This is a genomic window from Pseudoalteromonas sp. BSi20439, assembly GCF_000241165.1.
In the GTDB taxonomy this organism is placed as follows: Bacteria; Pseudomonadota; Gammaproteobacteria; order Enterobacterales; family Alteromonadaceae; genus Pseudoalteromonas.
On sequence record NZ_BADW01000091.1, the window covers coordinates 14,683 to 27,591 of the forward strand.

Below are 12,909 nucleotides of genomic sequence, written 5' to 3' on the forward strand. Positions count from 1 at the left end.
CGATGAGTAAACTTAATATAGGATTTATTGGTTTAGGAAACATGGGCGGCCCAATGGCAGCAAACTTAGTTAAAGCTGGCCACAGTGTGCGCGTGTTTGACTTAAGTGCAGAGGCCGTTAAAGATCTTGTGAATCATGGGGCTAGTGCGGCGCAAAGCGCAAGTGACTGTGCGCACGAGGCTGATGTGCTAATTAGCATGCTACCGGCAAGCAAACATGTTAAATCACTTTATTTAGGCACAGACGAGCAATCGGGTTTAATTAAAGTACTGAGTAAAAGTACCTTAGTGATTGATTGTTCAACCATAGATGCACAATCGGCTCGTGATGTAGGCCATGCCCTTGGCGAGCAAGGCATTGCGTTTGTTGATGCACCGGTATCGGGTGGTGTAGCAGGGGCAACGGCAGGAACGCTGACCTTTATTGTTGGTGGTGAGCAAACTGCATTCGATAAAGCGAATTCTGTATTAGTCGATATGGGTAAAAACATATTCCATGCTGGTGATATTGGTGCAGGGCAAGTTGCTAAAATATGTAACAATATGCTGTTGAGTATTTTAATGGCGGGTACCAGTGAAGCTATTCAAATGGGGATTAATAACGGCCTCGACGCAAAAGTACTCAGCGACATAATGAGCGCAAGTTCGGGTCGTAACTGGACGTTAGAACTTTATAACCCCTGCCCAGGTGTTATGGAAACCGCACCAGCTAGTAACGACTATAAACCTGGCTTTATGGTCGATTTAATGGCTAAAGACTTAGGCCTTGCTATGGAAGCAGCGCAACAAAGTAATTCACTGACGCCAATGGGCTCAATGGCTAAAAATTTATACACTATGATGCAGCACCAAGGTGCAGGCAGTGATGATTTTAGTGCCATTTTTAAATTGTTTTCGAAGTAGGAAAGTATCGTGGAAATAAAAAATAATACCGTAGTTATTACCGGTGGCGCACAAGGCTTAGGTTTTGCAATGGCGCAAAAGTTTGCCTTAATGGGCGCTAATATTGCCTTAATTGATATGGCGCAAGCCCAATTAAATGAAGCAACCGAGCAACTATCTGCATTAGCAGGCGTAACAGGCACTATTAAAGGCTACAGCGCTAATGTAACCGTTGAGAGCGAAGTTGAAGACGTATTTAATACCATTAACAGTGACTTTGGTCACATTGGGGTATTAATTAATAACGCCGGCATTTTACGCGATGGCATGTTTATAAAAGCCAAAGACGGCAAAGTGGTTAAAAAAATGTCGCTTGATCAATTTCAATCAGTGATTGACGTTAACCTAACAGGCGTATTTTTAGCAGGGCGCGAAGCGGCAAGCCACATGATTGAATCAGGCAAAGGCGGCGTAATTGTAAATATGTCGAGCGTAGCGCGTGCGGGTAATATTGGCCAAACTAACTATGCCGCCTCAAAAGCGGGTGTTGTGGCACTCACCACTACATGGGCTAAAGAGCTTGGCCGCTTTGGTATCCGCGTTGGCGCCATTGCCCCAGGTGTTATTAGCACCGCGATGACCGATGTAATGAAGCCAGAAGCCAAACAGCGCATGCTTGCTGTAACACCAGTAGGACGGTTAGGTGAAACCGCTGAAATAGCCCATACTGCTCAGTATATTATCGAAAACGACTTTTTCACTGGCCGTGTAGTAGAGATAGACGGCGGCATACGTTTATAACTTGTCAGCTCTAATTTACTTATTGAAAGCACAGCTCTTTGAGCTGTGCTTTTTTGTTTTAAATCGGAGAGTTATAATTTAATCATGGTTAGAAACAGAGATTTCATAAACGATATTTAACTTAAAAAGGAGTGCTGTATATATAAACAGTAAGTGGTGTTTTGTCTAATAACATTATTAAAAGTCGTTTTGGTGTATTTTAACAACGATAATTTTATAACTTGCGTAATAACTTGTTTACATTGAAGTTATTTAGTGGAATTATTGAGCAATGTAATATACGCCGTTTTGGGGTGCTATAACTCCCCAAAGTGGTGTTCAATAACCTGTTAGAGCACCAGTAATCAAGCATGGATGAACATATGAAGTTTGGTGAAATTTGGGACAAATTCGAATTATACATAATGTCACTTTGGTTTCTTTTTTTCTTAATCATTGTGATCACAGTAGATATTCCTATGTGCTTTGGTGATAACTGCCAATTCGTAGGGTTTTGGGACGTTATTAAAAAGAACATAGTTCCTGCTATTTCTTTGCTGTTGGTTTTATTTGGGGTTATTTTTTATTACCGCTTTGATTACAGGGTTTCAGGTAGTAAAAAATTACCTGTTGAAATTGTAGATATAGAAGATCTGAATTACGAGCACCTTACATTTCTAACCACTTATATAATCCCTTTAATCTGCTTTAACCTGACAAGTACAAGATATTTGATAGCTTTAGCGTTTTTGTTAATTGTCATCGGTATTATTTATGTAAAAACTGATAAGTTTTATGCCAACCCGACTCTTGCTGTTTTAGGATTTAGGTTATACAAAGTTACGATTAAAACAAGAACCGGTATAAAAGAAAATATTGTTGTAATAACAAAAGACAGGTTGAGTGAGCTTGATCAATTAAAAACCCTAGATTTAGATGACAAAGTATATTTTGCGAGGAAAGTCGAATGACTATTGAAAACTTAAAGGAAGAAATTTCATCGGTTATAACAGCGAAAGGATGTTCTGCTGAATTTTTCTTTCTTTTAGATGGCGATGAAGGCATGTGTGTTAAATCTGTTGATATTAATGAAGCAGATCAGACAAAATTGGCAGAAATGTTTACGGAGTCATTGAGTAGTAATATTCTCCTTAATGATGATCTGTCATTTATTCCAATATCAAGTGCAGATGATCGAAAAAATGCTTTATACTAATATGATTTAGATGATATCCCAGATGAACTTTCGAACTTAAAAAAAATAATTGAAAGTGAAAAATTTGATCCTTTCTCATTTAGTGATGACTCATTAAAGCAACTTGAAGGTGTGCTTATTCTAATTGGTAATCAAGACGTTCAACTTGCCATTTATAAACATCACTACCCAATAACATTATTACAAAAAGATAGTGGCTTTAGCCTTACTAAAATGCGAGGCTCAAATAGGTTTCAGAAACTAGATCAAGATATTCTTAAAATTGATCCTAAGTTTCAGTTTATTAAATTGAATGGTAAATATTATATCCTCGATATAAAAGCATTAGAGAGGTTTTTCGGTTTCCATGATGCCATTAAAAACATTGCTACACAGGGTGTAGAGAATATTAAATCATCTGATTTAGTAATGGATTGTGGTGTGTTTGAATCTCGTCTTGATGATATAACCTTTTCAAGAAAGTTAGTTAAATCGGCTAGCCAATCACCTGTTTTATCAGTAATACCTAACCGTGAAATACTATCCTTTACAAATACTCACCCAGCATTAAAAGGTAAGTTTAAATATAGTACCGATGGCTCGCAATTCGATTTAAAAACTAAAAAGTCTCAAAACTTATTTCTTAAACTATTAAACGACGATTTTTTACAATCTGAATTAACGAAGAAATACTATGAGAGCGTTGCAAAAGATAATATTGAAGAAGCTGCTGAAAATGCAGCGTAATGGTGCTCTAACAAGTTGCTTAAACGGACAAAAAACAGCTGGCTTTTGCTCGTCCCTCGCTTATTTTAGCCAGCTATTTTATTGCTGCTTAGCAAGGCGTTAGCAATACAACAAACGGGGTTTCGCAAAATGAAGAGTCTACAAAAACTAGCTGGTATCGCAGCAATTTTCCAAGGGCTTATTTACATAGCAGCCTTTGTGTATTTTGGGGCTTTTTGGTCATATCCGGTTGATGGTAGTCCAGTCGAAAAAATGACTTACATGGCAGAAAATCAACTTCTATTTTCAATGATCTATTTTCTAATGTACGTGGTGTTTGGCATTTTTCTGGCCATACTCGTTATTGGTATGTATGAGAGGCTTAAACATAAAGTTAATCCCTTAATTGCTATTGGATCTCTATTCGGGGGCATTTGGGTCGGTCTGGTGATTGCAAGTGGAATGATTTCGAATATCGGGCTTGATCATGCAATCGATCTGATGGATGCAAATCCAGAAAAAGCTCTTGATATGTGGATAATCGTTTCAGTGATAACAGAAAGTATAGGTGGTGGAAATGAATTAGTTGGCGGACTTTGGGTTTTATTGATTAGCGTAGCAGCTATACAAGAGGGCAGATTACCCCGGTCACTTAACTATCTCGGATATTTTGTAGGCATAGCGGGCATTGCAACGATTTATCCTGACAAACTATTTACTGAAATATTTGGCGTATCACAAATTGTTTGGTTTATTTGGTTGGGTATATGTTTACTAACCGAGGAAAATGCTAACAAATCAATCCAGCAGACCGCTAACGCGTCGGCTGATTGAGGCGTTGTACGAACAAGGAATTGATAAATGCGGTTAACTTTTTTTACTACTTCTGTTAGTCAATTTTGGCTGCCTTGCCTCATCTTGCATCGTCACCGATGAAATGCGCGAGAAGTTCCAAGCATGGTGAACCAAATGGGTTAAATCTTGACTTTAGGCATCATAAGAGCCAATTCTTCAAGCTTTGGCTAGTCTAAATCACTCGTCGTTCTCGATACTCTTTCATTTGCTGCTGTTTATTATTTTTAAAACACGTTAATTGTTTAAAACCGTAACTTAAGGTTGTCGTTTTTTTGCCTACTATTTAAGTTTATTTTAAGCTTGCTCAGTTATTGTAACTAATACTTAAATTCCAGAATCATTAAACCATTGAACTGACTTAGTAACTCATTTTATGTTTCAGATCATTAAACTGTGAGTGATTAAAGGTTAGCCTGTAAACATGTACTCATACGCATAAGTGAGCTTTTAACTTTAATGCGTTTATTAGGAGGTATTATGAATTTTAAAAATACAGATACTCATTACAATACACTTTCTGTTGCTTTGCATTGGTTGATGTTTATTTTAATTGTGACTGTGTACGGTAGTATTGAACTTCGCGAATTATTTGATAAAGGCACTGAAACGCGTGATGCCTTTAAAATGTGGCACTTTATGTTGGGTTTATCGGTGCTAGCTTTATAGTTAGTGTGAGGGTAGTTGCGCGTTTAGTGGGTGGCGCAGCACCTGCTATACAACCTGAGCCTGCAAAGTGGCAAAATAAATTAGCTACATTTGTTCATATTGCGCTGTATGTGTTTATGTTTGCTATGCCTATAGCTGGTTGGCTAATTTTGAGTTTAGCAGGTAAACCTGTGCCATTTTTTGGTTTAGAGCTGCCTCCATTGGCAAGTGAAAACAAAGAGCTTGGTAAAACCATTAAAGAAATACACGAAACAGCGGGCGAAGTTGGTTATTACGTAATAGGCTTACATGCAGCGGCTGCATTATTTCATCATTACATTTTGGCTGATAATACGGTATCGCGAATGCGTTTGCCTAAATAATAAAAGTTAACAGTAAAAAGGGAGACAGAGTCTCCCTTTTTTAATGTTTAATACTTTTAAATCCAATTCTAAACCCACCCCAATGTTTACCGTTTACATATATTGGCACCGATAGATCATGCAATATCTCGCCGGTATCGCGCTTATAGGTTTGTAATAAAAAGCTCTCTGTATGGCTACCGCAGCGAATGCCTGTGGGGTCATTAAAAATTCGCTTAGTGCGATTATTAATTAAATCTTGTTCGTAGTTGCCGCTAAGAGGCTGACTAAAACGTTTATTATGCGTTGGAAAATACCCTTTTTTATCCACAGCGCCAGCAAATATTATCTCTTTACTATCAAGTATGGGCTCTTGGATTGCTGGCAATGTTTGATCGCATAGTGCGTCGTAATGAGTGGAATATTTGGGCGGCTTAGTATTAGCAATAGGTGTATAGCTTTGGCTAAACAGTTGCTGCTGCGTAATTTTATTACTGGCTATCCACTGGGTAAAGCATTCACTAATTTTTTTACTCGCTTTTGTGGCTTCTTCTAATATGGGTTTGAAAAACGCATCATGCTCTATGCTGTCAAGTTCTCTAAAAATTAACTCTGATCCCAATGACAGTGATGAAGCCTGCTGCGCTATCGAACCGCTCTTAGTGGTTACCTCACCGAGTAAATGGCTAATGCTAGTTACTGAGCTATTAATTTGTGTGGTTGCTTGCTGAAATGTGGCAACACCTTGATGCATGCTCTCTAGTGCCGCAGATGATGAGCCAATATCTTGATTAATAGCAATGAACGATTCAGTGACGGTTTCAAGCTCAGACTTTACTGTGGCACTGTTTTGGGATACTTGTTTCATATCGTCATTGGTTTTTATGCTGTTAGCATTAATTTGAGTGAGCATATCGGCAATTTGCTTAGTGGCGTCGTTGGTTTTATTTGCAAGGTTACGCACTTCATCGGCAACAACTGCAAAGCCACGACCTTGTTCACCTGCGCGTGCGGCTTCAATAGCCGCATTTAACGCCAGTAAATTGGTTTGCTCTGCAATATTTTGAATAACTTGGGTAATGCTCTGTATATCGTTTGCGCCTTTTAATAAAATATCGAGTTGTAAGGCAACGTTATCAATTGAGTCGCCCAGTGACTCTATTTGTTTGGTTGCTGTTTGTAAGCGACTATCGGCAGTGCTAGATGCTTGGGCGGTTTGAAGCATTGCTTGGTTTATGGTGGTCATGTTGTCGCTGAGCTCAGTGCTATTATGAGACAGCGCTTGGGTTGCAAGCCCCACCGTTTCGCTTTCTTTATAACAGGCGTCTATTTCTTTAGATAAGCTATCAACATAAAACGATACTTCAGCAGCCCCTATGGCATTTTGCGAGGTGGCTTTTGTAATGTTTTGCGCAATTTTATTGGTGAAGCTTTGTTTAGGCGCTGAGTCGTGGTTATGAGTTGTTTTTGAAGTGGCAGGCTTTATATAAAAGAAACCAGACAACAGCACTATAATTGCTGCGGCAATGGCGGAGAGCTGTTCAAAATAAAAAAGAAAACAAATAGATAAATAAAAAATACTATAGAGCAGGTAGGTTATTTTCATTCCTTTGACCTCGTTACTGTTTGATTTTTTATCTTTGCCTATAAATTAAACAAAATCAAATAATAAAACCCATTTAACGTTTTATTTTATGATGCTTTAGTTATAAAACAACCCAGCTAAAATGTAAAAAGCGCCAAAACAGTAAACCATTTTGGCGCTTTTAATTAATCAAATTAATGATGATTAGTTAGCTAATAACCATTCGCTTAGTAAACGTACACCAAAACCTGTACCACCAGGTGAAAGCTCATCTTTGCCTTTTTTCACTAATGCATTACCAGCGATGTCGATATGTACCCAACGGGTTTCACCAGCAAAATGCTCTAAGAAAGTAGCGGCTGTGGTTGCACCAGGGCCACCTGAACCTACATTTGTTATATCAGCAATGTCAGACTTCAACATATCTTTATAACCTAACGGTAAACGCCATAGGTTTTCGTTTACTTGTTTACCTGCAAGGGTAAGTTGCGATACTAGCGTGTCATCATCAGAGAATACCGCTGCGTATTCATTACCAACAGCACGAATTTTAGAACCCGTTAAGGTTGCAACATCAATCATGATCTCTGGCTTGTAGTGCTCACGTGCATACCACATTGCATCACTTAATACTAAGCGGCCTTCGGCGTCGGTATTTAAAATTTCTACGCTTAAGCCTTCAGCTGTACGAACAACATCGCCCGGCGCTACAGCAAACTGCGACACCATATTAGCTGCCATGCCCATAACAGCTACTACGTTTTTATCGGCTTTAGCTAACGCCATTGCTTTTACAGTACCAAGTACTGCAGCAGCACCGGCCATGTCTGATTTCATACGTGCGATAGACGCACCGGTTTTAATGCTGTAACCACCTGAGTCAAACGTAATACCTTTACCAACAAGGGCAATAGGGGCATCGTCAGAGCCTTTATAATGAGCTACCACTAAACGTGCACCTTGCTGGCTACCTCTACCTACAGCTTCTAATGCGCCCATGCCTAGCTCTTTTAGCTCTTTTGGCTCTAATACTTTGATAGTAACACCTAACGAAGCTAATTCTTTTGCTGCATTGGCAAAATCAACCGGCGTCATTTCGGTAGCCACTTCTGAGGTTAAATCGCGTGCTAAAAATACACCTGCTTGAATACTCTCTAATTGGCTGTAAAGCTTGCGAGTTTGCTTGGTGTTATCAACATCAAACGTATAGCTAACAGTTTCAGTGTTTGGCTCTTTTTTGTAGTTTTCAAAACGGTGATCGCGTAAGTTTGCACCATGGGCAAAATTAGCAGCAAGCGCGGCATTATCATTTGCACCCGTTACATCATCAAAAATAACACTGGCAGTGCCTGCTTTAGCTTTAACTAGGCGAGCATGAATATTACCACCTAACTTAGCCGCTTTTGCTTTATCTAATTCGTCTGCTTTACCTGTACCTACAACTAAAATACGGCTGTAGTTACTTTTACTTGGCGCGACAAGTTGCGCAACTTTTGCGTAATCGCCAGTGAAGTTTTCTATATCGATAACACGTTGTAATTGGCCATCGAATTGTTTATCAAGTGTTTTAAATTGGCTGTTGTTGCCATCTTGGCTATAAAATACAACCAGCGTGTTTGCATCGTTGTCTACTTTTGTAGAAAAGTTAAAGTCTGCTGCTTGTGCATTAATACACATACCCAGTGCAAGCGCGATTGAAGAGGCTTTTATAATACGTTTCATTTTTTAACCTAAGAATAATTTAAAGGGGTGTTTTACCCTATTTAGGCTGTTATGGGTAAGTAGGATACGGTGAAACCGCAAATATCAGCGATATACGTCAAAATCATTAGTAAATAATATAAATTTGACTAATGGAAGTGACCTTAAAGGTTTAATAAAAATAACGGTCGCGTTACTATCAAACATAAAGGCATTACGCAGCTTTAAACCACCAACCTAGAGAATCTGCATTGAAAGCAAAAGAAATTCGCAACTTTTATATTAACGAAGAACAGTCTGTTTATTTGCTGTCACACCATGACGCTAAAAAGCATCGCCAATGGCTTAACATTTGTATTAAACAGCTAACATTACTTGGCTATAAAAATGTTGAAATGATTGGTTCGGGTGCGTTTGGCTTTGTATTTGCGGGTGATGATGAACATGGCCTGCCTTGGGTGTTTAAGTTTTCTAGAATTACGCTGGCGCAAAGTGTACGAGACCGCCTTGAAGACGAAGCGTATATGCTGTCTCAAATTGATAATCCGTTAGTGCCACAATTTTACGGTTTTGAGCGGGTTAAAAAACAGGGCATTTTAATGATGGCCCGTGCAATAGGTGAAGACCTTGAAAAAGTATCGCTAAAGCAAGGGCGACTATCTGCTGCAAAAATAATGAACTTAGCGGTTAAATTAAGAAACGTCCTGCTTGATTTACGCCATCAAAAAAATGGATTAAGCCCACAACCTATTGTGCATGGCGATATTAAACCCTCTAATTTAGTGTGGGATGAAAATGCCAAGCAGCTTTCATTGGTTGATTGGGGAAGCTCGGTATATGCTCAAGTAGATGAACAAGGGAACCCAATTGCCAGTAACTTTATGGATTTAATGTCGGGTGATTTAAGCACCACTAACGCGCGAATGGGTGATGTGTATTTTATTGGTGATGCGCAAATGTCTGGCGAAAAGTCATCCCCTCGTTTTGATGAGCAAGGGGTTGCATCAACTTTGTATGCACTTGCATCGGCTCAGTCTTGTCGATTTGGCGCTCAGGCTATTCCGGCCAGTAGTTTAATGCTTCCTAAAGAGCTGGCGAATGTAATTGACGGCATGCTTTCAAAAGAGCGTAGTGTAAGGGATAAAGCCGGCGACTATTTTATGCGTAACATAGAAACTATGGCAAAAGCATTTTTACCAGAGCTACCAAAGGAAGACACTAAAGCACGCATTCCTTTTTGGTTTAGCCAAGATCCTGAGCCCGAAACCGTTGTATATAGTTCGCGAAAACAGTTTTTACGCCAAGCCGATCATAAACAACAACTACTCGATGTAAACGATGCCCAGTTAGATAGGTATTACAAAGAATTTTTGTTTGATACTGGGGATACCGAAAAAGCGTTTTTAGCGTCAATTAGTCGCTTAGCGAAATACCCAGTAGTAGGGGGGCTGAGTTTTCATTGGAAAGATGATTCTTTGTATGTTGAGTCATCACTTATTATGCACGATGAAGCTTTAGCAACCGCATTTACTGATGCGGTAAACAATACAGTGATGCTTGCGCAAGCGATTAGTCAAAAGGGCTTATTTAAGTGTTGTTTATTTGATGCCCGTAAAACGATTCAGTTAGAGCGCGATGGTACCGGTGCGTTTAAATTTAACCAGTTACCTGAGCTTGACTATGAAGTGGTTAATGTAAAAGCCAGCGATGTAACCCGTCCGCATTCCTATTTTGAAGATGGTAAAGATCCCGATGAACAACTGCAACTGCCTAAAAAGGTGATTAAATGTGTATTTGAGCTAAACCAGATACATCATACGGGTTGTATTATTTTTGAAGCGCTACCTGATAGGATGAAGATTCACCATTACTATCGATTACTCGATGCTAGTAAAGAAGTTGAATTTAAACGTTTGCTAAATAAACTCATGCAGTACGCGGTTAATATAACTGATGTGGGGGTAGCTGGTTTTATGAAGTTGCCGTATAAAAATACTCGCGAGTTTAGTTTATGCGAGCAGCAACCCAGCAATTATTATCCTAAAAATCCAAAACAACTACTTAATTAATAAATCACTCGCTGAGGCTGGTGGCTTAACAATAGAAAGAAAAAATAGAAAGTTAAATGGCAAAATCTAAACCACAAATTACATTAGAAAGTTACGGTATATATACCCACTGGGACAAAGCCAGTAAATCGTTACCACAAATCACGCAATTCACCACAAAGGTAACCGCGTGTATTGATGTGGAATTTGGCCTAATAGTAAATATTAAAAAAGCCAAAGGCGAAAAGCTACATTATTGTATTTATCACCCCGGTATTATAGATTCCGATGGCGAAGTGATGCAGCCTTTTGAGGGGAATGTATACGTTAAAGATAACGATTGGTCGTTTTATTTAGGGGATACGGTATGGGAGCCTATAGAAGATAAAGTAGGTGACTGGCGCATGACCTTATCTTTAGCAGGTAAAATCATTGCTGATAAGACATTTAATCTAATCAATGAAAAAACCAAAACTGAAGACGACTTTTGGAAACATCGAGGGTATTAATTTTCTCATTAAGCACAAAAAAGCTAACAATAAAGTTAGCTCTTTTATGAAATCAGCTTAGTTACCCCAAGGGTTACTTGAATTTGAACGTTGCTTACGAGTACGGGCACGTTGTTTGGCTGCTTTTTTTTCTTGAATACGTTTTGCATCAGAAAAGCTTAACTCGCAAGGCTCACCTGGTTTATCGCCTTCAGGAATAATACGGTCTCGTGGAGGCAGTTCGTATTGTACGTCATCTGGGCGTGGTAAGTTTTTTAGGCGGTACAAATAGAAATTATCTACTTTTTGTTGTGCCCACTCGGTTTTACGTAAAAATTTAACTGCTGACTTAATGTCAGGATTATTTTTAAAGCAGTTGAGTTGTAAGTAGGCATGCAGGAGTTCCCACCCATATTGCTCAACCAGTTCTTCAACCACTTGCTCTAATTTAACGCCTTGCAGTGGGTTATTACTGAAAAGTTCTTGGTTGCTCATAGGTGTTCTCTCGTTATTAAAAATACGGCCAGTATTATAAATTTAATAACGAGAGTTTAATAGCAAAAATGCTTAACTTTGACAATTAACCACAACACGACCACGAATTTGGCCCTGCATGAGCTGTTCAGCATTTTCAATAACTTGATCAAGTGTGATTTCGGTCGAAATTTTATCTAAGTAATCGCTACTAACTAGGGATGCTAAACGATCCCATGCTTCAACACGGTCCGCTTTAGGGCGCATTACGCTATCAATACCCATTAAAGAAATACCACGTAAAATAAATGGCGCAACAGACGCTGGCAAATCCATACCTTGTGCAAGCCCACAAGCTGTTACTACGCCACCGTATTTAAGTGAGGCACAAATATTAGCAAGTGTGTGACTACCTACAGAATCAATGGCAGCAGCAAAGCGTTCTTTTTGCAGTGGTTTACCTGGGTTTGAAAACTCGTTCCTATCAATTACATTAGTTGCACCTAATGATTTTAAATAGTCAGCTTGTTCCATGCGACCTGTTGCTGCGGTTACTTGATAACCTAGCTGGCTTAGTAAATAAATAGCAAAACTGCCTACGCCACCATTGGCACCGGTGACTAACACTTCACCTGAGTCAGGGGTGATCCCTTGTTTTTCAAGGGCAATCACGCTCAACATTGCTGTGTAACCGGCAGTACCAATTTGCATAGCTTGTTTAGCTGATAAGTTGGCGGGTAGGGGAATTAACCAATCGCTGCTAAGAGCCGCTTTTTGGGCTAGGCCACCCCAATGTTTTTCGCCAACACCAAAGCCATTTAAAATCACCTTATCGCCAGCTTTAAATTCTTCACTGTCGCTGTTAGTAACTGTACCCACTAAATCAATGCCAGGTACCATAGGAAAGCTGCGAACTACAGGACCTTTGCCAGTAATGGCTAAGCCATCTTTGTAATTTAGGGTGCTGTACAGTACGTCAATTAATACATTTTCGTTTGGTAAATCATCACTGTTTATGCTGCTTAAATTGGCACTGTAGTTGTCGTCTTGCTTATCTATAACAATAGCTTTAATAGGATTGCTCATTAGATTTCCTTTTAGACCGATCGTCTTTAAATTAATAGTAAAAAATGCATTAACAAGGGTCTGATGACCTTCGCAGATTAAAA

General features: G+C 39.2%; 11 protein-coding genes and 2 pseudogenes. 9 read left to right on the top strand and 4 right to left on the bottom strand.

Annotated features, from left to right (window positions below; all coding sequences use genetic code 11):
- The first annotated feature begins 2 nt into the window (after positions 1–2).
- The 7 genes and pseudogenes from mmsB (at position 3) to P20439_RS08315 (ending at position 5,465) form a co-directional block, all read left to right on the top strand.
- The gene (mmsB, locus tag P20439_RS08290; RefSeq protein WP_008114684.1) at positions 3–902 is read left to right on the top strand and encodes a 3-hydroxyisobutyrate dehydrogenase; all 900 of its coding nucleotides are present in this window, start codon (positions 3–5) and stop codon (positions 900–902) included.
- A 9-nt stretch (positions 903–911) separates the two neighbouring features.
- Positions 912–1,682 carry an SDR family oxidoreductase gene (locus P20439_RS08295; RefSeq protein WP_008114682.1) on the top strand — a complete coding sequence of 257 codons (771 nt, stop codon included), beginning with the start codon at positions 912–914 and terminating at the stop codon, positions 1,680–1,682.
- A gap of 362 nt (positions 1,683–2,044) precedes the next feature.
- Positions 2,045–2,632: an anti-phage protein KwaA gene (kwaA, locus tag P20439_RS08300; protein ID WP_008114680.1), complete on the top strand. Its 588-nt coding sequence runs from the start codon at positions 2,045–2,047 to the stop codon at positions 2,630–2,632.
- Positions 2,629–2,877 carry a hypothetical protein gene (locus tag P20439_RS18805; protein ID WP_008466067.1) on the top strand — a complete coding sequence of 83 codons (249 nt, stop codon included), beginning with the start codon at positions 2,629–2,631 and terminating at the stop codon, positions 2,875–2,877. The genes kwaA and P20439_RS18805 overlap by 4 nt, the downstream gene beginning before the upstream one ends.
- A 12-nt stretch (positions 2,878–2,889) precedes the next feature.
- Positions 2,890–3,603 (top strand): annotated as a pseudogene (gene kwaB, locus P20439_RS18810) (anti-phage protein KwaB); the annotation flags it as partial.
- Between the two features lie 129 nt (positions 3,604–3,732).
- A complete protein-coding gene (locus P20439_RS08310) occupies positions 3,733–4,416 on the top strand; it encodes a DUF4386 family protein (RefSeq protein WP_008114675.1) in 684 nt (227 codons plus the stop codon).
- A gap of 498 nt (positions 4,417–4,914) precedes the next feature.
- Positions 4,915–5,465, top strand: a pseudogene (locus P20439_RS08315) (cytochrome b).
- Between the two features lie 40 nt (positions 5,466–5,505).
- Here the strand turns inward: P20439_RS08315 and P20439_RS08320 are convergent.
- Positions 5,506–7,050 (bottom strand): methyl-accepting chemotaxis protein, encoded by a 1,545-nt coding sequence (locus P20439_RS08320; protein ID WP_008466084.1) that lies wholly within the window; start codon positions 7,048–7,050, stop codon positions 5,506–5,508.
- A 183-nt stretch (positions 7,051–7,233) separates the two neighbouring features.
- The gene (locus P20439_RS08325; protein WP_008466085.1) at positions 7,234–8,751 is read right to left on the bottom strand and encodes a leucyl aminopeptidase; all 1,518 of its coding nucleotides are present in this window, start codon (positions 8,749–8,751) and stop codon (positions 7,234–7,236) included.
- Between the two features lie 230 nt (positions 8,752–8,981).
- Between P20439_RS08325 and P20439_RS08330 the strand changes: the two genes are divergently transcribed.
- The gene (locus P20439_RS08330; protein WP_008466088.1) at positions 8,982–10,799 is read left to right on the top strand and encodes a phosphotransferase; all 1,818 of its coding nucleotides are present in this window, start codon (positions 8,982–8,984) and stop codon (positions 10,797–10,799) included.
- Positions 10,800–10,855: 56 nt separating this feature from the next.
- A complete protein-coding gene (locus P20439_RS08335) occupies positions 10,856–11,287 on the top strand; it encodes a DUF3859 domain-containing protein (RefSeq protein WP_008466092.1) in 432 nt (143 codons plus the stop codon).
- A gap of 57 nt (positions 11,288–11,344) precedes the next feature.
- Here P20439_RS08335 and P20439_RS08340 read toward each other — a convergent pair whose 3' ends face one another.
- Positions 11,345–11,761 carry a VF530 family DNA-binding protein gene (locus P20439_RS08340; RefSeq protein ID WP_008114664.1) on the bottom strand — a complete coding sequence of 139 codons (417 nt, stop codon included), beginning with the start codon at positions 11,759–11,761 and terminating at the stop codon, positions 11,345–11,347.
- A 72-nt stretch (positions 11,762–11,833) separates the two neighbouring features.
- On the bottom strand, positions 11,834–12,826 hold the full coding sequence (locus tag P20439_RS08345) for an MDR family oxidoreductase (RefSeq protein WP_008466094.1): 993 nt from the start codon (positions 12,824–12,826) through the stop codon (positions 11,834–11,836).
- Between the last annotated feature and the right edge of the window lie 83 nt (positions 12,827–12,909).

What these genes read in the sequence shown, in the direction of transcription:
- mmsB (WP_008114684.1), top strand. Translation starts at nt 3, where the DNA reads ATGAGTAAACTTAATATAGGATTTATTGGTTTAGGAAACATGGGCGGC.
- kwaA (WP_008114680.1), top strand. Translation starts at nt 2,045, where the DNA reads ATGAAGTTTGGTGAAATTTGGGACAAATTCGAATTATACATAATGTCA.
- P20439_RS18805 (WP_008466067.1), top strand. Translation starts at nt 2,629, where the DNA reads ATGACTATTGAAAACTTAAAGGAAGAAATTTCATCGGTTATAACAGCG.
- P20439_RS08310 (WP_008114675.1), top strand. Translation starts at nt 3,733, where the DNA reads ATGAAGAGTCTACAAAAACTAGCTGGTATCGCAGCAATTTTCCAAGGG.
- P20439_RS08320 (WP_008466084.1), bottom strand. Translation starts at nt 7,050, where the DNA reads ATGAAAATAACCTACCTGCTCTATAGTATTTTTTATTTATCTATTTGT.
- P20439_RS08325 (WP_008466085.1), bottom strand. Translation starts at nt 8,751, where the DNA reads ATGAAACGTATTATAAAAGCCTCTTCAATCGCGCTTGCACTGGGTATG.
- P20439_RS08335 (WP_008466092.1), top strand. Translation starts at nt 10,856, where the DNA reads ATGGCAAAATCTAAACCACAAATTACATTAGAAAGTTACGGTATATAT.
- P20439_RS08340 (WP_008114664.1), bottom strand. Translation starts at nt 11,761, where the DNA reads ATGAGCAACCAAGAACTTTTCAGTAATAACCCACTGCAAGGCGTTAAA.
- P20439_RS08345 (WP_008466094.1), bottom strand. Translation starts at nt 12,826, where the DNA reads ATGAGCAATCCTATTAAAGCTATTGTTATAGATAAGCAAGACGACAAC.